Raw genomic sequence first — 24,187 nt, 5'->3', positions numbered from 1 at the left:
TTTCTTTGCATGGTATTTTTAATGGCATTTGATAGTGGATTGTTTGTAACCTGTTGTTGTATAAGGGTTGTTACTGTTTATTTATCATTAAGTGGGAGTGAGGCTGTTTTCTAAGTATTTGATTTTAATTGATATCTATCGTGCCATTGATGATGCTTATTGCGTTATCAATGGCATTTTTTATGGAATCGAGTCAGGTGTCACAGGTAAGGTGGCGCCAATACCAAGGGCGTATGCATCAACTGGTATGGTATTAGTCCGAAGCCTACGAATTGGGGGCAATTTGCGCCACGCCCTGCCGTTCTTTCAGTGGAAAGGCACTGGCTGTTCTGCAGCGGATGTGATCTGTCGCTGTCGCGGAACGAACTCACGCTGACGGCCATCAAGCGGTCGCTGACAATCGTAAACAGGGGCGAGCGCGAACGCGACCTGTCGGCAGTGCATCGACTGAAGGCGACGCTCACGGCCGTCAGCGCCGCACTGGTGACCACGGATAGCCGGCTCGAACCGTCGCATTCCCTCTCAGTCCGCGGTGTGGAGCTCTAAGGTGTCTGCTGACCCCTGGAGCGATTTACCCTGAGTCCCACTGTCACTTTTCCCTGTTCTTGGGCTGCATGAACTGGAGCACCTGGTCGACGCAAGCCGGGTCGCCCAGGTCATCCAGCGCGGTATCGCGCAGCTTGCCCTCGCTCCCGGCCAACGCCCAGGAAACTCCCACACTGCCGGGGGGCAGCATCCGTCCAACGCGTTCTGCCAACTGCTGGTCCCGCCCCCGAAGCACCCAGATAGCGAGGAGCAACAGCACGCGCCGGCTCGAACTGGTTGAGAGCATCTCGGCGGCCTTGAGCATTGCATCCTTGTCCCCAGCGCGCGCCAGCAACAGCAGCAGCCTCGACACTACGCGCGGAATCTTGCCCGTCAGGACCTTCGGCGTGATGCGCTGCAGGACCGACGGCGCGACGTGCTCGTGCGCGGCTGCCAAAGCACGTGCTGCCAACTGCCGAATCCACTTGTCGCCAGGACTAAGCGCAATGTCCAGCAGTGCCTCTTGGAAGCGCTCCTCCGCCTGCTTAACGAGCAAGACGAAGATGGCGTAGCGAAGATCCGAGTCGCGGGTGTCGATGGCCAGGCTGTACAACTCATCGGCAGTCGCTGGGTCGAGTGCGCCCAGCTTGCCCAGCGCATCAACAGCGGCCTGCGCAATCGGGAGGTTCTCCTCCTCGCCGTAGTAGGCTGATCGAGTGGACCACTCGTTCTTGGAAAGCCGCAAAAGCGTAGTGTGATGATCCGGATGCGGCTTCGCGTCGAGCAGGGCAACCAGCGTTCGACAAACGCGGCTGCCCTTGTTCTCGGCAAGAGCAAGAATCGACGGCGGCAGCGGAGCCGGCAGTGGCGTCGCCACAGCAGTCAATGCCGGCGCGACGACATCTGCGAACCGATGGGTTAGGCCAGCCTGAACATCCTCAGTCATGCCGTGGCGAATGGCGAAGTCAATCGCGAGCTCTGCGGCCTTTTCGTCATCAGAATACGCCAGGAGCCACCGGGCGTCTTCCGCAGAGCCAACGGGAACGTACGCATCTAGCTTCATTCGAAAAACTCGCACATCCTCGCTGGACGAGCTGATTCGACCGACCAAAGACTGCGCTTCGGTGGAGAGAACAGGTACCTGCTTCTTCTCTAACACATAGGCAGCCTCGCTGACTTCGTCGAACGGGCTCAAGAGCGATGGAGCAGTCCAGGGCGTTGCGCTCTCCTTGTGATGCTTCTCGAAGACATCGCGCCGGTCGCGCAGGTCGCCAAGTTCCACCGCAATCTCGACCAATCGGGCCTCTTTGCCCTCCCGGACGAGCTGGGCAATCACGCCAGAAAAGCGATCGGCCGCGTTTTCAACCAAGCAAGTCAGTGCGCTGATCCGAACACCGGGGTCTTTATGGCCTGCCAACACCAGATCCACAAGATCCTGTTTGACCTCCGGCAGCCAATGCTTGGTCAAGACGAACCAAAGTGTGGCCTCGCCGGCTCTGTGGCGCGTAACCTGATAAACGCCCCTCAGCTCGTCGGCCGGCACCGGCGCGTCCCCACCAAGGCGATTCAGCCAGAGCGGAAGCAGTCGATCGCGGTGGCGGTGCTCAAGCAGTAGCTGATACCCGGACGTTGCACGCACCTTGTCGATGTAGCTAGAAAGAAACTCGCCGGCGGTCCAGCCGCTGTCATCCTCAGAGCAATGCTGGGCGTAGTCCTCGCTGAACTCCTCGTTCTTAAGACCGAGCGAAAACTCCGCCGCCCGCCGTAGCTTTTCCTCGCTCGGGGTGAGCTCTGCCACTGCCAGGTCGACGATTGCCTCAAAGCCTTGAAGATCCCTCAGCGCGCCCGTCGAAATGGCGTCCTCCGAGCTGATGTACCCAAAGTACACCGCCGTAGAGGCTGCATCAAGGAACGCGGGTGTCAAACTCGGAACCAGGCGCTCGATGGCCGCCACGAAGTCAGCGCTGAAGTCATCACGGCTATGGGGCAGCACGTCACGGATGAACGTCTCAACCACCATCCTGACCGATGCGTCTACCCGCATGCGTTCATACCAGGCCTCAGGGTGGGTGGGTTCTCCCCAAACAATGAGCCACCCGAAACTCAGGTCAGCCCGGTGCAGGAGGAAGCGTGCCACCTCCGCGACATTGCAGGCACTGGATCCGACGGACTCAGCAAGCCGGAGGTTTCGCTCGAACTCCTTGCCACCCTCGCAGACCGCGCCGACCAACCACGCGTCAATCTTTGCCTGAACCTCAGCCGAGGGCTTTGGCCGCAGTTCTGGCGTCCTATCCAGCGCGTAGAGCAACCTGGCGGAGGCGGCAATGCCCCACGATTCGTCTGGCCCATTTGAGGAAGAGAGCGTCTCAACGAGAAGCCGCAACGACTTGACCGTAACATTTTCGGCCCGCTTCAGCGCCTGTTCAATCCCGGCCTCAACCCGCGGATGGTAGTAGGACACCGTGCCGTCGGACTGGCGCAGGTTCCGCGCAGCTACGAAGAAGTTGACCAGCAGCATCGTCCCCTTCTCAAAGGCTTCGTGCGCGTCGGCAAGTACACCGTCGACCTGGCGCAACAGCTGTAACGCCACCTTGTCATTGGCCTTCAGCAGCCCCCACAGCACCGCCGCGGCGCGTACATCGTTGCGCTCCTCAATCTGGTCCACCACCGTACGTTCAATGGAGTCCTGATGGGCGCGCTGAATAGCGTCGCTTATGAACTGGGAGTCTGAGCGCTTTTTCCTGTCCGCAGGCGTGGCCATCACGTCGAAGAATTTCTGAATTTCGAGCGGCGTTGCAAGCTCAGCCAGCACGACCGCCTCGTTTTCCTTAGCCAGCGTTTGGACGTTGCGGGGCAAATTGCCGATGCGGGTACGGTAGAGGTGTTGACGCTCGCGCACGCCGTAATGCTCAGCCTCAAGGCTCACTTCCCAACGCTTGACCGTGTGTAGCGCGCCGGAGCTTCTGGCGACGTCCAAACGCGAGGTCGCAACGACCAGCCGATCGGGCCGGGCATGCGCGAAGTGCTGGGCGAGCTGATCGTTCCAAGGGCGACTTCTTGGATCGAAGTCGTAGCGCCCCCACGGGTCCTCGATGTCATACAAAACCGGCTGTGGCGTCCTGTCGTCCCGTATTTGTTCGGGTCCGAATTTGATGGGAACCCGTGTGAGCCCCGGAATTTCCTTGCGAAGCTCGTCGTAGAGCTTCAGCGTGGCCATCGTTTTTCCGGTGCCCGACTGGCCAGTGATCAATGCCGCATTGCGCTCGAGCATTGCCGCCTTGATCTCTCCCCAGTTGATTGGCTTTATGTAGTGCTCGAGCTCAGGAGAGCTGGCGATGTAGCCGTCGTGAGCGCGGATGATTTGCTCGAGCTCCGCGCGCGTCCAGCGGCCGCCACCGGCCCCACCCATGCGGGCCCGGGCTTCGTCCCGCAGCTTTCGCCGGCACTCTTCCAATTTCGCGTTCGGCACGCGTAGCTTCTCCGAGAGCAAGGCCTTGATGTCCCGCTCGAGCCGCTCGAAATCCTGGTTCCCGACGATCGCCACCCGCCCCGCTGAACCCGCGGGGATCGCATTCTGAATGGAGACGGCCATATCGGCGGCCTTTGGCCAAAGCCCCGCGCTGCGAACCTGCAAGCCCCGGGCCCCTCCATTCACAGCGGCGGAGGTAACCAGTAGGTATCGATTCCGGGGATCTGCCAACCGGCTCGCAGCGGAAGGACGGCTTGTTCCGTGCTCGAGCAGCCCTTTCACCCCTGCGACAGACCAAGCGTCGCCGCTGCGGAGCTTTGCCTGAACAATCAGTCGGTACTGTTCGACCTTAGCGGTCGTCACCACACGCCCAGGCTCGTCTTCGGCAAGATCTGCTTCGATATCCTCCTCAGTGGCCGGCTCAAGGACCACCTCCTTGGCGAACTCACTAGAAAGCACCAGGTCGAGCGCCAACCAGACGGAGACGTCGATCTGATACTCATAGCCGGTCATCGAATGACTGCCGGAGCCGGCCTTCGTCGTTCTCGGCGCTTTGGCATTCTTGTTGCTCACGTCTTATCCTCACCTATGAATCAACTGTCGTTCTCACCAGCGCCCTAAACGTCAGGGGCCAGCCAAATCCCTGAAAACTGCTAGCGGTCGACAGATTAGAAGAGATTTCGGTACGTCAACAGTACCTGGCTTGACCGACGGCCAGTTTTCCTAGCCGCGGGCGTCCGCAGTGCATCGAACTGAGCAAGTCAGCTCCGCCGAGTGCAGCCGTCCACGTATCGCCAACCTGTCATCCGCCCCTGAATGATCGGTGATGCGTGCATAACGACTGGTCGGCGCCGTCGAGATCAATGACTGGTGCCGGTCAGAGCCGCCGCTCGAGGCATCAACGACGAACGACCGCACCCAGCCTGGTCTGGACATTCGGGTCATGCGAGTTCCCGTCGGTGGCGAAATTGTGAGACTGGGCTCCATAAGGCACGATGGTCCGTTACGATGCTGCTCTTACTCTCATGTGCTTCTTCTTAGCATGGTATTTTTAATGGCACCAGATAGAAGTAAATTTGTAGCATGTTGTTTTACAATGATTTTTTCTAATTATTGATAACTGAGTGGGAGTGATCCGGCGATAGTTTTCAGCCTTTGGCCACTATCGTGAACAACGATGAAACCCCTGAATTTTCAGGGGTTTCTTTGTTTCTACGGTCGACCGCTATTGATGGAGGTCGGCTCATGCCGCCACAGCCACCTCCGCAAGCCGATTGCACCTGCAAATCCTTTGCCACCACCCGGCAGGCACCGTGCCGAAGACGATAATCACCTCAGCCCCCCGCCCGAGCCCCCTGACGCAGCAGATCAACATTCTGGTCGATGCGGCTCTGGATCATGTGCAGGGTGTCGTGGGTGATGAGCTGCGGATACTGCTTGTCGGCGATGACGGCAAACTGGCTGGCCACGTCGCAGATGCGGTCAACGATGCGGCCGGCTGTCTCCTCGGAAACCTCGGCCTCCTCGGCCAGTCGGAGCATCGCGGTGCGATCAATCTCCAGTGCCTCCCCCATCACGTCCATCTGGTGATACCCGCCGGGCCCCTCGCAGAAGGTCACGTCGTAAGCCGGCGCCAGCTTCCACTCGCCAGTTGGCGACATAAGGTAGGCGAAGTTCTTGGGGTGGTCGTCCCGGTTGTTGAACGCCACATTGAAGACGGCACGCTCGAAGGCGAATGCCTTCTCTCGCACGTCGTTGGTGCACATCTGGGTCGCGCGCAAGAAGTTGACGTAGTCCAGGACCCCGGGGCTCTTGTAGTCGCCCCCGGTAAAAGCGGCGAGGCTTTGCATGGGAATGCGCTGACCGTCCTGACGATCAAAGCGTTTGCTGGCGAACGCCGCCAGTCCATCGGGCAGACTGAAATACTGCGTGTCCGGGGTCTGGATACCGCACATGCGCAAACACGCGGCATAGACCATTTCGATAGTGCACACTTCTGCATGCTCGTCTTTGGCCGGGAACTTGACCAGCCAGGCTTCGAAGCCCGGCGTCACGGCAGTGGTAAATGCACCGGTTTGAGGATCGCGATAAACCAGCGCCTTTGGTCTGGCACCTTGGGGCGAGCCCCCTACCAGCAGCAGTCTCTGCAGGAATTCTCCACCGTCACCACGGAGCACTTCCTGCACTTCGGCGGCAAGCCGATCGAGCAAGAGATGCACTCGGGATCCCTGGCCCTCGGGCACCACTGGCTCGAACGATATGGCGCCCATCGCATTGCTGCCAATGTATGCCAGTCGCTCCAGGGGGCCGATACGCGCAGTGGCAAGACCACGGCGCCGGAACAAACGGTCCATCAACAACATGCCCCAGCCGTCAGGCAACGCGTCATAGACGGGTCCTGGCAATCCCAACTGGTGGGACGGGAAACCCCGGCGCAGCGGGGGCCCCGCCAGCGGCAGGGTGTAGGACGACAGCTCCAGGCCTTTTTGCCTGGCCTCATTGCTGTACTCAAACACGATCTGGGGGCGACCGGTCAGGGCGGTGGTGGAGATCAGCGTGCCCCATAGCCATCGCTCACCCCAGCCCTCGTAGTACACGTTTACTTGCTCAAGCATTGCCGGACTTCCTCCTGGCACGGTGACGACTGGCGCTGTTTTCGTAGCGCCGAATGTCTTCGAGGCTGTCCAGTTTTGGCAGGAACAGGTCTTCGAGCTCCCGGGCCCGGCCAAGGACCATTGCCACGCGGACCACGTTCTCGAACCCGACATTGCGCCCGGCCTCGAGGTTGGACACGGTATTGGCGCCGATGCCGGCGCGACCGGCCACGTCGGCTTGCGTCATCTGCAGCGCCAGACGCTCCGTGCGCAGACGCTCGCAAAGCCGTTTGACGACCTCATCCGGCTTGCTGAAGCTTAAATCCAGCATGGCGTGCATTCCTGTCGAGTCCTGCTTGTTGGCATCCGAAATTGCAGAATCAGCCAAAGCGCCGATCAAGCATCATAATTCCTGTATTTTGTGTCTTGTATTAAATGATAGTACTTTAGCCACAATATACTGGATTTAATTTTACCATGATCCGCGATCGTACCGGCTTTCCCGGTCACGCCGGTCAAGACACGAAAGCGATCAGGACTGCCGACAAGTAAAGGCCCAGTCCGAAGACAGTGTGCGTCATCACGCTGCGCAGGCAGTTCCTGCCGGGCGCCGGGGTTCTGGAAGACGCGAATCCCGCCCCCATGGCTGGCTGTATCAGGAACAGCGGCACAACCACGGTCGCGGCACCCACGATGATGGCGGGCGCCGGGGTCGGCGCCTGCAGCCAGGCCAGGCCCTGAATGCAGGCCAGGAGAACGGCGAAGGCAATGCCGGTGGCGTAGTGCACGATCCAGCCCAGCGCTGCTTCCCTGTGCACCGGACGGGCCTGGCCGATGCGGGTGTGTGAAAACCGGCCATGGCACAGGTGTCCCACCCAGCGCCCGACCAGGGCGAAGTTGAGCGTGGGAACGCCAAGCGCCCTCATGAGCATCAGCCAGAGATCCATGATGACCGTGGCGCCAATGCCCATCAGGACAACCCGTGTTGCCGCTTCCAGTAATGCCATGCCCGCCTCCCCTTTATTGACTGCCCGGATTGATGGACGGATCATAGAAGTTGAAGTCAACTTCAAGTCAATGGGTCGATGCATGGATATCGCGGAAGTCGCCAGGCGAACGGGGGTTCCCGCTCACACGCTGCGTTTTTATGAGAAAAAGGGGCTGATCTCGTCGGTCGGCCCGCGTGGAGTGCGCCGCCAGTTTGCACCGTCCGTGCTCGATCAGCTGGCCCTGATCGCGCTGGGTCAGGCCGGTGGTCTTTCGCTGGATGAAATACGCACCATGCTTTCCCCGAGTGGAGAGGCGCGCGTCGACAGGGCGATGCTGGTGGCCAGGGCTGATGAGATCGATGCGACGATCAAGCAGCTTCAGGCCATGAGCCGCGGATTGCGGCATGCGGCCGCATGTCCCGCCGCCAGTCATGCCGCGTGTCCGACCTTTCAGCGCCTGCTCAAGGCTGCGGCTGCCGGTGCCCTGAAACAGCAGCGCACCTGCCCGCACGGTTGAAGGATGGCTGACTGCCTGCACGACGGAGCGCCTCGAACGGGTGAGCGGCACGGCTTTGCCCTTGACCGCCGATACCCTTAAGATTGCAGAAGAACCACACTTCACCGGGGTTATCGTCATGCGCCATTGATGCCGCCGTCTTCATGACGGCCAGTCTCCACCTACCCCCACAAGCAGGGGGAGTACCTGGCATCCCTGGAGTGACACATGACGAGTCCCGGTCTCACGCTGGAAGGCGTATCCCATGTTCTGCCGGACGGCAGAACGCTTTTCACCGACCTCAACGAACAGTTTGATCTGCGCCGCACCGGTCTGGTCGGGCGCAATGGCATCGGCAAGACCGTGCTGGCACGCATGCTGGCCGGACAGGTTCCGCCGACGACCGGGCGTTGCATGCGCTCTGGCAGCGTGTATTACCTGGCACAGCAGGTATCGCTTCCGGCAATCCCGACCGTTGCCGGTCTGGCCGGTGTGCAGGCCACGCTCGATGCGCTGGAACGCATCGAGGCGGGCAGTACGGCGCCCGAAGATTTCGATGCCGTGGGCGACCGCTGGGATATGCGTCTGCAACTGCAGCACGAGCTGGAGCGCCATGGTCTGGACTATCTCGATGCAGCGACGCCAGCCTGCACGCTCAGCGGCGGCGAAGCCATGCGCGTGTCGCTGATCGGTGCCTGGTTGTCGGATGCCGATTTCCTGATTCTGGACGAGCCCAGCAACCACCTCGACCGGCCGGGCCGCCAGGCGCTGATTGCGCAGCTGCAGTGCTGGTCGCGCGGACTGCTGGTCGTCAGCCACGACCGCCAGTTGCTGGAGACGATGGCGCGCATCGTGGAGCTGTCTTCACTGGGACTGCGCAGCTACGGCGGCAATTACTCCTTTTACGCCCAGTGCAAGGTGCAGGAGCGGCAGAACGCCGTCCGGCAGCTTGAGCAGCGCAAGCACGAACGCCAGCGCGAAGAACAGTCCCTGCGCGAGCAGCACGAGCGCCAGCAGCAGCGGCAGGCGTGCGGCAACCGGCACGGGCACGAAGCCAATCAGGCCAGGATTCTGCTCGACCGTCAGAAAGCGCGCAGCGAAACTTCGGCGGGCAAGCTGCACCAGCAGCATGCGGCGGCCCGTGAACAACTGGCCCGGCGCGTGCACGAGGCCGCCCGGCAGGTCGAGGACGACATGGCCATCGTGCTGCACGCGCTGCCGGTCGCCCCGTCTTCACAGCGACGTGTCGCCGAGCTCGAAGCGGTGGTGCTGCCCTTCGTGCCGGCAGCCACGCGCCATGTCAGCCTGACGTTGGGCGGACAGCAGCGTGTGGGGCTGGTCGGGCCCAACGGCTGCGGCAAGTCGACCTTGCTCAAGGTGCTCGCCGGCCAGCTCCAGCCTCTGGCCGGGACATGCAGAACGCCGGTTAAGGGCATCCATCTGGATCAGCGGCTGGCCAGCCTGGCACCGCAGCGCTCCGTGCTGGAACAGATGCGTGACGCCAATCGCACGGCCACGGAAAGCGCGCTGCGCATGCGCCTGGCCCAGCTCGGGCTGGATGCCCGGAAAATCGTCGTGCCCAGCGATTCACTCAGCGGTGGCGAGCGCCTGAAAGCGGCGCTGGCATGCGTGCTCTATGCCGACCCGCCAGCGCAGTTGCTGTTGCTGGATGAACCCGGCAACCATCTGGATCTGCCTTCGCTGCAGGCGCTGGAGACCATGTTGCGCAGCTATCAGGGCGCGCTGGTCGTGGTCTCGCACGACGATGCCTTCATGGACAGGCTGGGTTTGACGCATCGCCTGGTGGCGACCGGACAGGGATGGCGACTGGAGCCGTGGTGAGGAACACGGCAGTCAGAAACGACACTCGAAAGTTGTCATCTGACACCCCCGTAAAACCCTCCTGATGCTGGAGATCACTGATGGCCCGTTCGTCTCATCCGGGCGGGGTGCGCCGGGCCATCCCTTGGTCACTCCCCCGCTTCCTCCATCACCCACTCCCTGAACGCCCGGACCGCCGGCAGCTCGGCCGCATCGGGCCGGGTCACGAAGTAATAGGCAAACCGGGCCGGCCACGGTTTGTCGAGCACCTGTACCAGATGCCCGGCGGCAATCTCTTCCTGCGCATGAATCCGGGGAACCAGCGCCAGCCCCTGCCCGGAGGCGGCCGCGCGGATCAGCAGGTAGTCGTCGTCGAAGCTCGATCCGCGCTCGGCACGCGGATCGTCCGCCACGCCATGCGCGGCCAGCCACAACGGCCAGTCAGCGCGATCGCTGCCGTGCAGCAGCGGATAGTCCAGGCAGTCCTTCGGACCGGACAAGCGCGGAACCCGTTCGGGACTGGCCACCGGCACCAGCACCGGGGCCATCAGCCGGGTGGTGTGCAGCCCGGGGTAATGGCCCAGCCCGTGGCGCAGCGCCACATCGACCCGGTCGCGCCACAGGTCCACCAGCGCGGAGGTGGTCTCGACCCGGACCTCGATACCGGGGTGACGCCGGGTGAAGCGGCCCAGTCGCGGCACCAGCCACGATGCGGCAAAGCTGGCGACGGTACTGACGGTCAGCGTCTGCCGGGCGCCGGTTTCGACCAGCCGGTCAACCGCGCGTTCCATCTGCCCGAAAGCTTCGAGCAGGTCCGGATGGACACTGGCGCCGGCCTCGGTCAGACGCAGGCCATGGCGCTCGCGGATAAACAGTGTCGTGCCGGTCCGCTCTTCCAGCAGCCGGATCTGCTGGCTGACGGCACCGGAGGTGACATGCAGCGCCAGGGCAGCGGCCTTGATGCTGCCGCGCTGGCCCACCTCGACGAAAGCGCGCAACGCAAGCAGTGGCAGGGGTTTGGTCATGGCATTCAGTTTTTCTAAACCTTGATGGCAAAAGCATCGTTTCCGCTTTGACAGCCGGAAGGCCACCATGCGCGTGCAATGACTCATTGTCATGAGTCACAAAAACCAAAGCAACCGGAGCGTGCCATGATCCAGCTGTACACCGACAGTTCCCCCAATGGTTTCAAGATCACCATTGCACTGGAGGAACTGGGCCTGCCCTATGTGCTGCATCACGTCGATATCGATAAGGGCGAGAACCGGCGCCCTGAATTTCTGCGCCTCAATCCCTTCGGCCGCATTCCGGTGCTGGTCGATGACGGCAGCGGCATTGCCCTGTTCGAGTCGGCAGCCATTCTGCTCTATCTGGCCGAGAAAACCGGCCGTCTGCTGCCGACGGAGGAAAAGGCGCGCTGGGAGGCCATCAAATGGCTGACCGTACATGCAGCCAGCGTGGGGCCGCTTGTCGGCCAGCGCGTTCACTTCGAGCTGTTCGCGGCAGAGCGCCATCCTGCGGCAATCGAACGCTACCGCCGCCTGACCGACGATGCCTTCTCGGTGCTGGATTCGCATCTGGCAAGCCGGCCGTATTTTGCCGGCGATGACTACTCGATCGCCGACATCGCCCATTTCGGCTGGACCCATATTGCGCAGATTATCCGGTTCGATTTCAGCGCCCTCCCTCACCTGAGCGCCTGGCATCAGCGCATCGCCGCCAGGCCGGCGGTGCAAAGGGGCGTCACCCTGCCGGCGCCCGCCACGGGAGCCTGATACCGTGCTCCGGAGCGAGCGGTGTTGATGCTTTCTCTTGCCAGCACCATCCAAACCGGCAAATCATGGCGTCATAACCCCAGTCTGCGGAGATCCATTCAATGCATGTACGGCCTGAAGCGCTGACCGCCATCGTCGCCAGCGGACGTCCGATCGAAGTCGGCATCCTGTTGTTTCCCGATGTGGAGATTCTCGATTTTGCCGGTCCGTTCGAAGTGTTCTCGGTCGCATCCCGCGTCGCCCGCCGCAATGGCGCGCTGGCGACGGTGCCGTTCCGGGTGTCCACCGTGGCGGCACAGCGGGAAACGGTCGTGGCGCGGCATGGGCTGCGGGTCGAGCCGGATCATGATTTTGCCGATGCGCCGGCCTTCGACCTGCTGATCGTGCCCGGCGGGGTGATGACCCAGCCGCTGGCAGATCCGGCGACGCTGGACTGGGTTGCCGCGGCCGCCCGTGCGGCAACGCTGACCACCTCGGTCTGCACCGGTGCCTTCGTACTGGCCCGGCTCGGTCTGCTGGACGGTCTGGAGGCCACGACCCACTGGGAGGACATTCCCGATCTGCGCGCCGCCTTCCCGGATGTGCGGGTGGTGGAGGACGTGCCGTTCGTCGATGAAGGGCAGATCGTCACGTCGGCCGGCATTTCGGCCGGCATCGGCATGAGCCTGCATCTGGTCGGCCGCGTGCTCGGCACCGAGCTGGCCAGCGCCACGGCAAGACAGATGCAGTACGACTGGACGCCGCGCGCCGCCTGAGCGGCATCAGGGCAAGGACTCCTGCTGCCCGGCCTCGGCCCGGGCACAGGCGCTGGTCGCGGACCCGGCCATGGGCGCCGTCCGGCTGGCCGGCCCGTTCCTTTCGCCGGCCAGGGCCGAAGCGCTGATCGGGCACAGCTTTCTGGCCGGCTATCAGGCTGCCATGCTGCTGTTGCTGGCGCTGTCGGTCGGCGTCCTCATGCTGCCTGGCTGGCTTGGCCGGCGCCAGGTCAGGCTGGTGTCTGCCGGGCGTGCGACACGCCTGGCCGGCATGGCTCGCCCGGTTCCTGCAGCCAGTCAGCCAGCGCCTGCGTCACCGCAGACGGATTCTCCATCGGCGCCAGATGACCGCTGTCGGGAATGACCACCAGTCGCGCACGCGGATTCAGTGCCGCCATCTCCCGGTGTGCCGCCAGCGGCGTCAGCAGATCCTGTTCGCCGCAGGCGATCAGCAGCGGGCAGTCCAGCGACTGCAGCACGGCGGCGCCATCCTCGCGGACCAGCCCGCTCTGGCGCAGGAACACCTCGCTGCCAAGCCGCGAAGTCATGGCGCGGATGCGGCCGATCAGCGCTTCGTCATGCCGATGCGCCAGCGCCAGATAGGTGTCGAGCATGCGGTCGCCAAAGGCATTGAAGGTACCCTGCAGGCGCACCAGCTGCTCGTGCGAGCGGCGCAGTGCGGCGCGTGCCGGCGTATCGGGCCGGATGGCGGTATCGAGCAGGGCCAGTCGTTCGATGCGCTGCGGTGCGCGCCGGGCGATTTCCTGTGCCACATAGCCGCCGAGCGAAAAGCCGGCCAGGGCAAAGGTCGGGGCGGCATCGGCAAGGACGCTGTCGGCCAGCGCCTGCATCGACTCGCCGCGCGTAATGTCGGCCACCCGGCAGTCGGCCAGTGCCGCGAGGCCGGCCAGTTGATCGCGCCACAGTCCGGCATCGTTCAGCAGGCCGGGGATCAGGATCAGTTGCGGACGGGAAGCGGGGTGCGGATCGGTAGACATGCAGGCATTCGGACTGGAAGTGGCCCGACTTTAGTTCCCGACTCGAAATATGTCCAATATATGATAACGTTAACTTCAATACATTTTGGAGATACCAGATGGAACTGCGGCATATCCGTTATTTCCTGGCCGTGGCCGACGAGCGGAACTTCACCCGCGCCGCCACCCGGATCGGCATCGGCCAGCCGCCGCTCAGCCAGCAGATCCGCGATCTGGAGGCGGAAGTGGGCACCGCCCTGTTCCATCGCGTGCCGCATGGTGCCGAGCTGACCGATGCCGGCCGCGCATTCCACGATATCGTGCAGGGCTTCCCGGCCCAGGCGGCGCGCGCCATCCATGCCGCACGGCGGGCCGCCCGTGGCGAAACCGGCGTGCTGCGCGTCGGTTTTACCGGCACGGCCGCCTTCGATCCGGTGGTGCAGGCCGCGATCCGTTCGTTTCGCGGTGACTATCCCGAGGTGGAACTGACACTGGAAGAAGCGAACACGACCCGGCTGGTCGCCGGTCTCAGTGCCGGCGAGCTCGATGCGGTGTTCCTGCGCGCGACCTCGGCCGAGAGCGAAGCGCTGCAACTGCGCCAGGTGTCGGCCGCGCCGATGATCGCCGTGCTGCCCGAGCATCATCCGGCCGCCGCCTCGTCGCGGTTGCGACTGGAGGCGCTGCGCGACGAGGCGTTTATCCTCACCCCGCGCCCGGTCGGGCCGACCCTGTTCGATACCGTGATCGCCGCCTGCCGCGATGCCGGCTTCGAGCCGACACTCGGTCAGGTCGCGCCGCAGATCAGCTCGGTGGTCAGCCTGGTTGCCGCCGGACTCGGCGTCTCCGTCGTGCCGGCCTCGATGCGCCAGTTGCAGCTGGCTGGCGTGGTCTACCGCGAAATCGACGGCGACGGACCCGTTGCCAGGCTGTCGCTGGCCTGTCGTCGTTCGGACAGCTCGGGCGTGGTACGGAACTTCATCCGCCACGCGGTCGGCTGAGCGCGCGGCTCAGCCGGAATAGTTCGAGATCTCGATCAGATTCTGGTCCGGATCGCGCAGGTAGACCGAACGGATCGGCCCGCAGGCCCCGGTCCGCTCGACCGGGCCTTCCTCGATCGCGATGCCCTGCCCGTGCAGTTCGTCGATCACCTGTTCCAGCGGCGTGTCGGCAATAAAGCACAGGTCGGCCGAACCGGCGGTCGGCAACAGCGCCTTCGGTTCGAACTCGCGCCCGGTCTGGTGCAGATTGATTTTCTGCCGGCCGAACACCAGCGCCTTGCGGTCGCCGCGGAAGGTCACGACCTCGAAGCCCAGCACCTGCCGGTAGAACTGGCAGCTGCGCTCGATATCGGCCACGGTCAGGACCAGATGGTCAAGCCGGTTGATCTGCATGATTGCGCATCCCTGATGAGAAAGTGCCGGTACTTATTCGCCGCGACGCCGCAGGACCAGCGCCGCCACCAGTGCCAGCGCCAGCAACAGCAGGGCGAAGGCCGCCACCGCCGGCCAGCCGGCATGCTCCCAGAACCAGCCGCCCGAGGCGCCGAGCACGCTGGAGCCAAGATAATAGGCCAGCAGATACAGTGATGCCGCATGCCCCTTGGACTGCCCGCCAAGCCGGCCGACCCAGCTGCTGGCCACCGAGTGGGCAACGAAGAAGCCGATGGTCAGCAGCACCACGCCGCCAATGACCAGCACCACCGATGCCGACAGCGTCAGCAGCACACCGAGCGCCGCCAGCGCAATGCCGGTCAGCAGTACCGGCGCCCGGCCATGGCGGTCGGCATGGATGCCGGCGGTGGACGAGGCGACGATACCGAACAGATAGGCGCTGAAAATCAGCCCGATCGCGGTCTGGCTCAGGTTGAACGGCGCCTGCATCAGCCGGAAGCCGGCATAGTTGTAGACGGTGACGAACATCCCCATCACCAGAAAGCCGATGGCGAACAGCCACGGCAGCCCGCGATGGCGGAGCTGCTGGCCCCAGGTGCAGAAATGCCCGGCCAGCCGGAACTGGCGGCGACGCACGAAGTGCCGTGACGGCGGCAACAGCAGCAGGAAGCCAATCGCGGCCAGCAGGTCCACCACGCTGACCACGGCCAGCGCGGTGCGCCATGAATACAGGTCGGTCAGCATGCTCATGCCGACACGACCGATCATGCCGCCAAAAGCCGTACCGCCGACATACAGCCCCATGGCCCGTCCGAGGCCGGCCGGGTGGATTTCCTCGGCCAGATAGGCCATCGCCACCGCCGGCACCCCGCCCAGCACCAGTCCTTCCAGCGCGCGGGCGACCAGCAGCCCGTGCCAGTCCGGCGTCATCGATGCCGCCAGGTTCAGCCCGGCGGCCAGCGCCATCGATGCGAACATCAGCGAGCGCCGGCCAAGATTCTCGGACAGGGCCCCGGCCACCAGAATGGCAAATGCCAGACAGCCGGTGGACAGCGACAGCGCCATCGCACTGGTGGCGGCACCAATATGAAAATCGGCCGCGAACAGCGGCAGCAACGGCTGCACGCAGTACAGCAGCGAGAAGGTGGCAAAGCCGGCCAGAAACAGCGCCAGACTGATGCGCCGATAGGCGCTGGTGCCCGCTTCGGCCCAGCTCGCCGGCGCGGCGGCCGGTGACAATGCCGGATCGGAACAGGCGGGAGGAAGGAGGACGGCGGTGTCGGTACTCATGCCGCGAGTATCGACCGGCGATTTTCATTCGTCCAATATATGAAATAGTAGTATTTCATCTGTTTTACAGATGGCAGCCCCCCTGCTTACTCCCCGCGCGCCGCCAGCTGGCGCAGCTTGTCCTTCTTGCTCGGCCGCTTGCCCTTGATGCCGCCATTGGACGGCGCATCGGCCGGCGCGGTCGCGGTCTCTACCGGCTCGAAACCGGGAATGCGTTCGCGCGGCACGCGGCAGTGCTGGCGTTTCTCGATCAGGCGGAAATGCGCGTCGGTATCCGCGCTGACAAAGCTGATGGCCAGACCGGTTTCGCCGGCGCGGCCGGTGCGGCCGATACGGTGGGTGTAGTCGACCGGCGAGCGCGGCAGGTCGTAATTCAGCACCACCGGCAGTTGTGAAATGTCGATGCCGCGTGCCGCCACATCGGTGGCGACCAGCACCTGCAGGCGCGAGGCCTTGAAGTCGGCCAGCACCTGGCTGCGCATGCCCTGGCTGCATTCGCCGTGGAACGGCGCGGCGTCGATGCCGGCCCGGTACAGCTTGGTGGCGACCCGGTCGGCGGCCAGCTTGCTGGCGACGAACACCAGCACCCGCTCCCAGCCGTTTTCGCGCAGCAGATGACGCAGCAGCAGAGTGCGACGGCCGGCATCGACCTCGATCGCCCGCTGGCGGATGGCCGGCTCGTCGGTGGCCGTGGCCGGCACGTCAATGCGCAGCGGGTCGTACAGCAACTGTCCGGCCAGCGTCCGGACCGCATGCGGGAAGGTCGCCGAGAAGAACAGGTTCTGCCGCCGGACCGGCAGCAGGTCGAGAAGGCGGCCGATTTCATCGGCAAATCCCATGTCGAGCAGGCGGTCGGCCTCGTCCAGCACCAGCGTTGTCGTCCCGCCGATATCGATGGCATTGTGGTCGATCAGGTCCAGCAGCCGCCCTGGCGTGGCCACCACGAAATCGGCGCCGCCGCGCAACGCCTGCATCTGCGGATTGATCGACACGCCGCCGAACAGTGCGGCGACCTTTACCGCCGCCGGCAGAGTCTGCGCCAGCGCCTGCAGCGTGTCGCCGACCTGCGTCGCCAGTTCGCGCGTCGGCACCAGAATCAGGGCGCTGACCGGACGCGGACGCTGGTCGCGGCGCCCTTCCAGCCAGTATTGCAGCAGCGGCAGCGCGAACGCCGCCGTCTTGCCGGAACCTGTCGGCGCCGAGGCCAGCACGTCATTGCCGCGCAGGATGGCCGGGATGGCCTCGACCTGGATCGCGGTCGGGGTGACATAACCCTGTTCGTCGACGGCGCTCAGCAGGGCGGGACACAGTCCCAGGGCAGAAAATGACATGAAGAAGCCTTGAAATGACGGGAAAGCGCACGAAAACTGGCGCCATCCCGGGGGCAGAACCCCGGAAAGGCGCCAGTTTAAGGGCTCGCGTCACCAAGTCCAAGACCGGTGACCGGCGGTGGCTCAGGCCGACCGGGCTTTCGACGGCTTCAGCGCATGCGCACCATCACCGATCAGTGCCAGCGCTGCGGCGGCCACAGTCAGGAAGATCGGGTATTCCCAGCCACCGTTCGGGTTGGCAAAGCTCCAGCCGTTGCCGAAGTGGACGGTCGAGGCGGCAAACAGCTGCACCACGGCCAGCAGGGCGACCCAGCGCGTGAATACGCCGAGGACCAGCAGCACGCCGGCGCCGATCTCGAAGGCGATCACCGGATAGGCCAGCCAGCCGGGGAAGCCGACCGAGGCGAAGAAACCGGCGGTGCCGGCCGGGGTGAACACCAGCAGCTTGGTCAGGCCGTGGGCGAGAAACATGATGCCCAGTGCCAGGCGAAGCAGCAGGGCGGCATACGGGGTGGTGCGGGAATCGGTCATGACGGTATCTCCGGGGTAAGGGGTCAGATCAGGGAAAGCGGCTCGGCGAGCCAGTGTTTGAAGTCGTCGACCACGGTCAGGCTCAGTTCGTGGCCAATCGGGTACAGCTGCGTGCGATGCGGCACGCCGAGCGCGTCGAGCCACTGGTCGGCCCGTTCGGCCCAGGCGACCGGCAATTTGTCGTCGAAGCGCCCATGGGCAATAAAGCCGTTGCTGCCGGCCAGTTCGGTGCGCGGCGCAAGGTACGGTTCGAGCTCGGGCAGGATGCGTCCGCTGAGCACGGCAAAGCCGGCGACGTCGAGCGGCGCGCTCAGACCGACGCTGGCGCTGAGAATGCCGCCCTGGCTGAAACCGGCAACCACGGTACGGGCCGGCGTCCCGCCGTCCTGCGTTTGCAGCCCGCGCACCAGCGTCAGCAATTGCTGGCGGCTGCGCTCGGCCTGCACCGGATCGATGACCGGGCCACCAGCGCCGAAGCGGACCTGGAACCAGGCGAACTGCTCCGGACCGAGCGCCAGCGGCGCCCGCACCAGCACGACCTGCACGCGCGGATCGATGGCGGCGGCCAGCATGGCCAGATTGGTTTCATTGCCGCCGACGCCGTGCAGCAGCAACAGCCGCGCCGACACCGGACCCGGCCTGCCCTGCTCGCGCAGCCGGTAATGCAGCCCCGATCCGGGGTCTTGTTGCAGCGGACCGAAGCCGCTGTCAGGGCGGATATTCATGTGGATCTCCTTTACAGCTGGGGAATGGCGGGTTCGGCACCATGGCCGATCAGGTACGATTCCATCGACAGCACGCCATCGGTAATGCCGCCGTCGATCACCGTGACCGGGGCGTCGCTGCCGCCGGCCCCCAGCGCCACCAGCAGTGGCAGAAAATGTTCTTCGCTCGGATGGGCGCGCGCGGCCTGCGGTGCCAGCCGGCGATAGTCGAGCAGGCCCGGTACATCCCCGGCCAGCACCGCGGTGCGGACCCAGCGGGTGAAGTCCCCGACATAGCCGGCATCGTCACCGTGACGGCGAAACTCGAACAGGTTGTGGGTCATGCCGCCGGAGGCGACGATCAACACGCCCTCGTCCCGCAGCGGCGCCAGCACTTGCCCCAGCCGCAGTGCGCCGGCCGGATCGAGCGGATGCGGCAGCGACACCTGGAACACCGGCACGGTGGCCTGCGGCAGCAGATGCATCAGCGGCACCCAGGCACCGTGATCGAGGCCGCGCACCGGGTCGGCTTCGGCGGGAATGCCCGCCTGGCGCAGCAGTGTCAGCGTCCGCGCGGCCAGCGCCGGGTGCCCGGGGGCCGGATAGCGCAGCGCATACAGCGCATGAGGAAAGCCGCCAAAGTCGTGAAGGGTTTCCGGCTCGGCCGCATGGCCGACCCGCACGCCGCCGGCGCTCATCCAGCACCAGCACGGCGCTGACCGGCGGCAACCGGCGACCGATGTCCGCCAGCAGCGCCCCGGCCCGGCCGGGTTCGAGTGCAAAGGTCGGTGCACCGTGGGAAACGAACAGAACGGGGAGCGGCATGGCGGTGTCTCCAGTGTCGGGGGCCGGATCAGGCGGCCTTGGCGATCCAGGTCGGGGCGATGGCGGTGCCGAGGCCGGCGCCATAACCGAAGTAAATGTTCAGACCGGCCAGCGGCTCCAGGTAGCGGGCGTTTTTCAGCGGACCGGCATCGACGGCCCTGAAGCCGAGGCTGTCGATCAGCGCCTTCACCGTCTGTCTGGCACGCTCGCTGTCGCTGGCAAAGAACACCGGCGCGACCTGTCCGTCGGCAAATTGCGGGCCATCAGCCAGCACCGGCGCGAACAGGGTGTTGAACGCCTTGACCAGTTCGATGCCGGGCACGGCGCGGGCGATTTCCTCGGCCGCCGAGGTGTCATGGCCAAGGGTCAGGCCCATGTAGTCGGCGGTCAGCGGATTGGTGATGTCGATGACCACCTTGCCGTCCATCTGGCCGAGCGCACGCAGCGCCGGCACCGCATCGTCAAAGCCGGTCGCCAGCACGATCACCTCGCTGTCGCCAAGCGCTTCTGCAGCCGGCGCGGCGGTGGCGCCCGGATAGGTGGCGGCCAGTGCCTGCGCCCTGGCCAGATCGCGGCCGGTGACGCGGACGACATGGCCGACCCGGGTGAGTTGCTTGACGAAGGCCGAACCCATGTTGCCGGTACCGATAACGGTGATGTTCATGCTGTTGCCTCTATGCGTTGCTTGATCAGGAGCCCCCAGTTTATTGACCCTGACCTTGATGATAAACACGTAAAATAAAGACTTACCATCCCGAAAAATGGAACAATATGGATCGCGCTCTGGAAATGACCGTGTTTACCGCCGTGGTCGATGCCGGCAGTTTTGTCGGTGCGGTCGAGCCGCTGCGCATGTCGAAAGCTGCGGTGTCGCGCCATGTCGACGCGCTGGAGAAGCGCCTGGGCGTGCGCCTGTTGCAGCGCACTACCCGGCGGCTGTCGCTGACCGAGGAAGGGCGACTGTTCTACCTGCGCGCCCGCGAGCTGCTGGCGGCGCTGGACGAGGCGGAATCGGAGGTCAGCTCGCGTGCCGCCGAGCCCGGTGGAACCATCCGCATCAATGTGCCGGTCACGTTCGGCATCCTGCACCTGGCGCCATGCTGGGCAGCCTTCCTGGAACGCTACCCGCGGGTGTCGCTGGACGTGACGCTGAACGACCGGCTGGTCGACATGGTCGACGAGGGCTACGACCTGGCGGTGCGCATCAGTTCGCTGCCGAATTCGACCCTGATCAGCCGCCAGCTGGCGACCACCCGCATGCAGTTGTGCGCGTCACCGGCCTACCTGGCTGCGCACGGCACACCGACGCACCCGCAGCAGCTGGCCGATCATCGCGTGCTCGCCTACACCAACTGGGCCGACCGCGACGAATGGCACTTCGACGGACCGGACGGCCGGGTCTCGATCCACCCGCACTCCTGCGTCGACTCGAACAATGGCGATACCTGCCGCGCCATCGCGCTGCGCGGCGGCGGCATCATGCTGCAGCCGAGCTTCCTGGTCGACGACGACCTGCGCCGCGGCGACCTGGTCGAGCTGATGCCCGACTACCGCGCGGCCACGCTCGGCGTCCATGCCGTCTATCCGAGCCGCAAGCATCTGCCGCCAAAGGTGCGCCGGCTGGTCGATTTTCTGGTCGATGCGTTCCGGGATGCACCGTGGAGCAGCCCGGCCGCCGACTGAGCGCGATCAGGCGATGGTGTCGACCACTCCGCCATCGACCCGCAGCGCCGCGCCGGTCGTGGCCGAGGCCTGTGGCGAGCACGCATAGACGATCAGATTGGCGACTTCGTCGACCGTAGCCAGCCGCTGCAGGATCGACGATGGGCGGTGGGCCTTGACGAAGGCCGTACCGGCCTGGGCAATGGTCTGGCCGGCCGCCTCGGCATCTGCCTTCAGCATTGCGGCGACACCTTCGGACAGGGTCGGACCGGGCAGCACCGCATTGACGGTGACGCCGGTGCCGCTCATGCGCTTGGCCAGCCCGCGCGACACCGACAGCAGCGCGGTCTTGGTCATGCCGTAATGGATCATGTCGGCCGGGATGTTCAGCGCCGATTCCGAGGACAGGAACACCACCCGCCCCCACTGCTGCCGGGCCATGCCTGGCAGATAGGCGCGTGACAGCCGCACCCCGGACATCACGTTGACATCGAAGAAGCGGGTCCATTCGCTGTCGGGAATATCGAAAAAATCCTGCGGGCCGAAGATGCCGACATTGTTGACCAGAATGTCGCACGCCGGCTGCGCCGCCAGCAGCGTCTCGCAGCCCTCGGCCTGGCCGAGATCGGCCGCCACCCCGTACACCTTTGCCGCCGGCACCGCGGCCATGATCTCCTGCAGTGCGCGGTCGACTGCCTCGCGGGTCCGGCCGTTGACCACGACCGTGGCGCCGGCCGCCGCCAGCCCGCGCGCGGTCGCCAGGCCGATGCCGGCGGTAGAGCCGGTGACGATGGCGGTCCTGCCGGAAAGTTCGATATGCATTTCTGACTCCTTGTCTGACACGGGAATGGCCGCTGCCGGCCTTCACCCTAGCCATGACGGAAGCCGGAATCAATCCCGGCACGGGAACCTCGTGCCGGTTATGCATCTGGCAGATTAACTATGCAGTTTTAATCAGTTCTCCGGCTCCGGGGCACTTTCTACAATCGTTCATCCCTTTTGTTGTTATCCGCCGCTTCCGTTCCGGAACCGGCCACAAGGAATGAACGATGAGTCTCGACATTTTCTGGTTCCTGCCCACTTCCGGCGATACGCGCTATCTTGGGGAATCGGCCTCCGGCCGCAGCGTGACCAACGAGTATCTGCGTCAGGTGGCGGTGGCGGCCGATACCCTCGGCTACGACGGCATCCTGATTCCGACCGGCAGCGGTTGCGTCGACCCGTGGGTGACCGCCGCGTCGATTGCACCGGTGACGCGGAAGCTGAAGCTGCTGGTCGCGGTGCGGACTGCGCTGACCCGTCCGGCCGCCGCAGCGCGGATGGCCGCCACGCTGGACCAGGCGCTGCACGGCCGCCTGCTGATCAATGTCGTCGCCGGCGGCGATGCGGCCGAACTGGCGGCGGACGGCATCTTCCTCGACCACGATGCCCGTTATGCGGAAGCCGGCGAGTTTCTGACCATCTGGCGCCAGCTGCTGGCCGGCGAGACGGTCAATTTCGACGGCAAGTACCACCAGATTCGCGACGGGAAGAACTACTTCCCGCCGGTGCAGAAGCCGTATCCCGGCGTGTACTTCGGCGGCTCGTCGCCAGCGGCGCACGAGCTGGCGGCGGAACAGGTCGATGCCTATCTGAGCTGGGGCGAGCCGCCGGCGGCTGTGGCGGAGAAAATCGCCGACGTCCGCGAACGCGCGGCCCGTCATGGCCGCAGCGTCCGCTTTGGTGTACGTCTGCACGTCATCGTCCGCGAGACCAGTGACGAGGCCTGGGCCGCCGCCGAACGGCTGATCAGCCACCTCGACGACGAGACGATTGCCAAAGTCCAGCAGCGCTACGCCAGCATGGATTCGGAAGGGCAGCGGCGCATGGCCGCACTGCACGGCGGCCGGCGCGACCGGCTCGAAGTCAGCCCGAACCTGTGGGCCGGCGTCGGTCTGGTGCGCGGCGGCGCCGGCACCGCGCTGGTCGGTGATCCGCAGACCGTTGCCGCCCGGCTGAAGGAATATGCCGACCTCGGCGTCGACACCTTCGTGCTGTCCGGCTATCCGCATCTGGAAGAAGCCTTCCGCTTCGCCGAGCTGGTGTTTCCGCTGCTGCCGGGCAAGGAACACACCGTGTCCGGCGCCCAGGTCATCACCGGCGGGCCGTTCGACGCCAGCACCGTCCGCGCGAAAGTGGCCGCATGACGACGCCCGTGATCGACATGCGTTGCCGGCCGGCCTTTCTGCATGATTTCTTCGGCGCCACGCCGGGCACGGCCGCCTTCGAGACGGCACGCTGGCTGAACCGCCGTGTCGGTTCGCATGACGACAGCCATTTCACCGCCTCGCTGACCCGCGACGGCTTTCTCGACGTGGTGCGCCAGGCCGGCCTGTCCCGCGCGGTGGTGGTCGGCCGGCAGATTCCGTCGCAGCGGCTGTCCAACGACCTGATCCACGACATCGTCCACCAGCACGAGGTGCTGATCGGCATCGCCGGCGTCGACCCGGCCAGCGACGGACTGGCTGCCGTCGACGAGGCCGAACGGGCCATCGGACAGCTGGGGCTGGCCGCCATCGATATCGAGCCCGGCTTTGGCGAGCCGGCACGACGGGCCGACGACCGGGTGTTCTACCCGGTCTACGAGACCTGCACCCGACTCGGCGTGCCGGTGTGCCTGATGACCGGGCCGACCACCCCCGACCCGGCGTTCAACGACCCGGCGCCGGTGGCACGGGTTGCGCGCGATTTTCCGCAGCTGCCCATCGTCTGCTACCACGGCTTCTGGCCGAACGTGGATCAGGTCGTCGGCCTCGCCTTCCGCCACGAGAACATCCACGTCATCCCGGACATGTACCTGTTCGTGCCCGGCAGCCAGCGCTATGTCGACGCGGCCAACGGCTTCATGGCCGACCAGTTCCTGTTCGGGTCATCGTATCCGTTCCGCCCGATCTCGCAGTCGATCGACGATTTCATCGCGCTCGGCTTCAGGGAATCGGTGCTGGACAAGGTGCTGCACGGCAATGCCGAACGCCTGCTCGGGCTGCGGCACTGACGCTTTCTTCCCCTCTCC

Annotated in this window: 22 protein-coding genes; 8 read left to right on the top strand and 14 right to left on the bottom strand. The window is 64.7% G+C overall.

The window, feature by feature from the left end:
* Positions 1-589: 589 nt before the first annotated feature.
* The 4 genes from Q352_RS0101740 to Q352_RS0101725 form a co-directional block, all read right to left on the bottom strand.
* Positions 590-4,567, bottom strand: coding sequence for an nSTAND3 domain-containing NTPase (locus Q352_RS0101740; RefSeq protein ID WP_036384730.1), 3,978 nt, complete (start codon positions 4,565-4,567; stop codon positions 590-592).
* Positions 4,568-5,328: 761 nt separating this feature from the next.
* A complete protein-coding gene (locus tag Q352_RS0101735; protein WP_028497836.1) occupies positions 5,329-6,609 on the bottom strand; it encodes a type II toxin-antitoxin system HipA family toxin in 1,281 nt (426 codons plus the stop codon).
* Complete coding sequence (locus tag Q352_RS0101730) at positions 6,602-6,988, bottom strand: helix-turn-helix transcriptional regulator (protein WP_199489737.1); 387 nt, start codon at positions 6,986-6,988, stop codon at positions 6,602-6,604. Before Q352_RS0101730 ends, Q352_RS0101735 begins: the two co-directional genes overlap by 8 nt.
* Positions 6,989-7,103: 115 nt before the next feature.
* Positions 7,104-7,595, bottom strand: coding sequence for a DUF2938 domain-containing protein (locus Q352_RS0101725; protein WP_028497834.1), 492 nt, complete (start codon positions 7,593-7,595; stop codon positions 7,104-7,106).
* Here Q352_RS0101725 and Q352_RS19475 point away from each other — a divergent pair.
* Together Q352_RS19475 and Q352_RS0101715 are read left to right on the top strand one after the other, a co-directional pair.
* On the top strand, positions 7,594-8,094 hold the full coding sequence (locus Q352_RS19475) for a helix-turn-helix domain-containing protein (RefSeq protein WP_211249583.1): 501 nt from the start codon (positions 7,594-7,596) through the stop codon (positions 8,092-8,094). The genes Q352_RS0101725 and Q352_RS19475 overlap by 2 nt on opposite strands.
* 207 nt (positions 8,095-8,301) lie before the next feature.
* The gene (locus Q352_RS0101715; RefSeq protein WP_028497833.1) at positions 8,302-9,915 is read left to right on the top strand and encodes an ABC-F family ATP-binding cassette domain-containing protein; all 1,614 of its coding nucleotides are present in this window, start codon (positions 8,302-8,304) and stop codon (positions 9,913-9,915) included.
* 128 nt (positions 9,916-10,043) lie between these two features.
* Here the strand turns inward: Q352_RS0101715 and Q352_RS0101710 are convergent, their stop codons facing one another.
* Positions 10,044-10,919, bottom strand: a complete 876-nt coding sequence (locus tag Q352_RS0101710) for a LysR substrate-binding domain-containing protein (RefSeq protein ID WP_028497832.1) — start codon at positions 10,917-10,919, stop codon at positions 10,044-10,046.
* Positions 10,920-11,045: 126 nt separating this feature from the next.
* On the opposite strand from Q352_RS0101710, the gene Q352_RS0101705 reads away from it, so the two are divergent.
* Together Q352_RS0101705 and Q352_RS0101700 are read left to right on the top strand one after the other, a co-directional pair.
* The gene (locus tag Q352_RS0101705) at positions 11,046-11,669 is read left to right on the top strand and encodes a glutathione S-transferase family protein (RefSeq protein ID WP_028497831.1); all 624 of its coding nucleotides are present in this window, start codon (positions 11,046-11,048) and stop codon (positions 11,667-11,669) included.
* Between the two features lie 101 nt (positions 11,670-11,770).
* Positions 11,771-12,424: a DJ-1/PfpI family protein gene (locus Q352_RS0101700; protein WP_051528610.1), complete on the top strand. Its 654-nt coding sequence runs from the start codon at positions 11,771-11,773 to the stop codon at positions 12,422-12,424.
* A 230-nt stretch (positions 12,425-12,654) separates the two neighbouring features.
* Here Q352_RS0101700 and Q352_RS19470 read toward each other — a convergent pair whose 3' ends face one another.
* On the bottom strand, positions 12,655-13,422 hold the full coding sequence (locus Q352_RS19470) for an alpha/beta fold hydrolase (RefSeq protein ID WP_051528609.1): 768 nt from the start codon (positions 13,420-13,422) through the stop codon (positions 12,655-12,657).
* Between the two features lie 98 nt (positions 13,423-13,520).
* On the opposite strand from Q352_RS19470, the gene Q352_RS0101690 reads away from it, so the two are divergent.
* On the top strand, positions 13,521-14,399 hold the full coding sequence (locus Q352_RS0101690; protein ID WP_028497829.1) for a LysR family transcriptional regulator: 879 nt from the start codon (positions 13,521-13,523) through the stop codon (positions 14,397-14,399).
* A 9-nt stretch (positions 14,400-14,408) separates the two neighbouring features.
* Here Q352_RS0101690 and Q352_RS0101685 read toward each other — a convergent pair whose 3' ends face one another.
* The 7 genes from Q352_RS0101685 to Q352_RS0101655 form a co-directional block, all read right to left on the bottom strand.
* Entirely contained in the window at positions 14,409-14,792 is a 384-nt protein-coding gene (locus Q352_RS0101685) for a VOC family protein (RefSeq protein WP_028497828.1), read from the bottom strand.
* Positions 14,793-14,825: 33 nt separating this feature from the next.
* The gene (locus Q352_RS0101680) at positions 14,826-16,082 is read right to left on the bottom strand and encodes an MFS transporter (RefSeq protein WP_028497827.1); all 1,257 of its coding nucleotides are present in this window, start codon (positions 16,080-16,082) and stop codon (positions 14,826-14,828) included.
* A gap of 86 nt (positions 16,083-16,168) precedes the next feature.
* The gene (locus tag Q352_RS0101675; RefSeq protein ID WP_028497826.1) at positions 16,169-17,413 is read right to left on the bottom strand and encodes a DEAD/DEAH box helicase; all 1,245 of its coding nucleotides are present in this window, start codon (positions 17,411-17,413) and stop codon (positions 16,169-16,171) included.
* Positions 17,414-17,536: 123 nt separating this feature from the next.
* Positions 17,537-17,944: a DoxX family protein gene (locus Q352_RS0101670; protein ID WP_028497825.1), complete on the bottom strand. Its 408-nt coding sequence runs from the start codon at positions 17,942-17,944 to the stop codon at positions 17,537-17,539.
* A gap of 23 nt (positions 17,945-17,967) precedes the next feature.
* On the bottom strand, positions 17,968-18,669 hold the full coding sequence (locus Q352_RS0101665) for an alpha/beta hydrolase (protein WP_028497824.1): 702 nt from the start codon (positions 18,667-18,669) through the stop codon (positions 17,968-17,970).
* Between the two features lie 11 nt (positions 18,670-18,680).
* Entirely contained in the window at positions 18,681-19,346 is a 666-nt protein-coding gene (locus Q352_RS19465; protein WP_244879550.1) for a DODA-type extradiol aromatic ring-opening family dioxygenase, read from the bottom strand.
* Between the two features lie 155 nt (positions 19,347-19,501).
* A complete protein-coding gene (locus Q352_RS0101655) occupies positions 19,502-20,137 on the bottom strand; it encodes an NADPH-dependent F420 reductase (RefSeq protein WP_028497823.1) in 636 nt (211 codons plus the stop codon).
* 107 nt (positions 20,138-20,244) lie between these two features.
* On the opposite strand from Q352_RS0101655, the gene Q352_RS0101650 reads away from it, so the two are divergent.
* The gene (locus Q352_RS0101650; protein WP_028497822.1) at positions 20,245-21,156 is read left to right on the top strand and encodes a LysR family transcriptional regulator; all 912 of its coding nucleotides are present in this window, start codon (positions 20,245-20,247) and stop codon (positions 21,154-21,156) included.
* A gap of 6 nt (positions 21,157-21,162) precedes the next feature.
* Here the strand turns inward: Q352_RS0101650 and Q352_RS0101645 are convergent, their stop codons facing one another.
* Entirely contained in the window at positions 21,163-21,957 is a 795-nt protein-coding gene (locus tag Q352_RS0101645; protein ID WP_028497821.1) for an SDR family NAD(P)-dependent oxidoreductase, read from the bottom strand.
* A gap of 227 nt (positions 21,958-22,184) precedes the next feature.
* Here Q352_RS0101645 and ssuD point away from each other — a divergent pair, with 227 nt between their 5' ends.
* Both ssuD and Q352_RS0101635 read left to right on the top strand, forming a co-directional pair.
* Positions 22,185-23,321 (top strand): FMNH2-dependent alkanesulfonate monooxygenase, encoded by a 1,137-nt coding sequence (gene ssuD, locus Q352_RS0101640; protein WP_028497820.1) that lies wholly within the window; start codon positions 22,185-22,187, stop codon positions 23,319-23,321.
* Positions 23,318-24,169, top strand: coding sequence for an amidohydrolase family protein (locus tag Q352_RS0101635; protein WP_028497819.1), 852 nt, complete (start codon positions 23,318-23,320; stop codon positions 24,167-24,169). The genes ssuD and Q352_RS0101635 overlap by 4 nt, the downstream gene beginning before the upstream one ends.
* Positions 24,170-24,187: the final 18 nt, after the last annotated feature.

The organism is Microvirgula aerodenitrificans DSM 15089 (assembly GCF_000620105.1).
GTDB lineage: Bacteria > Pseudomonadota > Gammaproteobacteria > Burkholderiales > Aquaspirillaceae > Microvirgula > Microvirgula aerodenitrificans.
This window is presented reverse-complemented; position numbering and strand designations above follow the sequence as displayed.

Bases quoted from the DNA above. Each gene is read 5' to 3' on its own strand.
- Q352_RS0101735 (WP_028497836.1), bottom strand. From the start codon at position 6,609: ATGCTTGAGCAAGTAAACGTGTACTACGAGGGCTGGGGTGAGCGATGG.
- Q352_RS19475 (WP_211249583.1), top strand. From the start codon at position 7,594: ATGCCCGCCTCCCCTTTATTGACTGCCCGGATTGATGGACGGATCATA.
- Q352_RS0101725 (WP_028497834.1), bottom strand. From the start codon at position 7,595: ATGGCATTACTGGAAGCGGCAACACGGGTTGTCCTGATGGGCATTGGC.
- Q352_RS0101715 (WP_028497833.1), top strand. From the start codon at position 8,302: ATGACGAGTCCCGGTCTCACGCTGGAAGGCGTATCCCATGTTCTGCCG.
- Q352_RS0101710 (WP_028497832.1), bottom strand. From the start codon at position 10,919: ATGACCAAACCCCTGCCACTGCTTGCGTTGCGCGCTTTCGTCGAGGTG.
- Q352_RS0101705 (WP_028497831.1), top strand. From the start codon at position 11,046: ATGATCCAGCTGTACACCGACAGTTCCCCCAATGGTTTCAAGATCACC.
- Q352_RS0101700 (WP_051528610.1), top strand. From the start codon at position 11,771: ATGCATGTACGGCCTGAAGCGCTGACCGCCATCGTCGCCAGCGGACGT.
- Q352_RS19470 (WP_051528609.1), bottom strand. From the start codon at position 13,422: ATGTCTACCGATCCGCACCCCGCTTCCCGTCCGCAACTGATCCTGATC.
- Q352_RS0101690 (WP_028497829.1), top strand. From the start codon at position 13,521: ATGGAACTGCGGCATATCCGTTATTTCCTGGCCGTGGCCGACGAGCGG.
- Q352_RS0101685 (WP_028497828.1), bottom strand. From the start codon at position 14,792: ATGCAGATCAACCGGCTTGACCATCTGGTCCTGACCGTGGCCGATATC.
- Q352_RS0101680 (WP_028497827.1), bottom strand. From the start codon at position 16,082: ATGAGTACCGACACCGCCGTCCTCCTTCCTCCCGCCTGTTCCGATCCG.
- Q352_RS0101675 (WP_028497826.1), bottom strand. From the start codon at position 17,413: ATGTCATTTTCTGCCCTGGGACTGTGTCCCGCCCTGCTGAGCGCCGTC.
- Q352_RS0101670 (WP_028497825.1), bottom strand. From the start codon at position 17,944: ATGACCGATTCCCGCACCACCCCGTATGCCGCCCTGCTGCTTCGCCTG.
- Q352_RS0101665 (WP_028497824.1), bottom strand. From the start codon at position 18,669: ATGAATATCCGCCCTGACAGCGGCTTCGGTCCGCTGCAACAAGACCCC.
- Q352_RS19465 (WP_244879550.1), bottom strand. From the start codon at position 19,346: ATGAGCGCCGGCGGCGTGCGGGTCGGCCATGCGGCCGAGCCGGAAACC.
- Q352_RS0101655 (WP_028497823.1), bottom strand. From the start codon at position 20,137: ATGAACATCACCGTTATCGGTACCGGCAACATGGGTTCGGCCTTCGTC.
- Q352_RS0101650 (WP_028497822.1), top strand. From the start codon at position 20,245: ATGGATCGCGCTCTGGAAATGACCGTGTTTACCGCCGTGGTCGATGCC.
- Q352_RS0101645 (WP_028497821.1), bottom strand. From the start codon at position 21,957: ATGCATATCGAACTTTCCGGCAGGACCGCCATCGTCACCGGCTCTACC.
- ssuD (WP_028497820.1), top strand. From the start codon at position 22,185: ATGAGTCTCGACATTTTCTGGTTCCTGCCCACTTCCGGCGATACGCGC.
- Q352_RS0101635 (WP_028497819.1), top strand. From the start codon at position 23,318: ATGACGACGCCCGTGATCGACATGCGTTGCCGGCCGGCCTTTCTGCAT.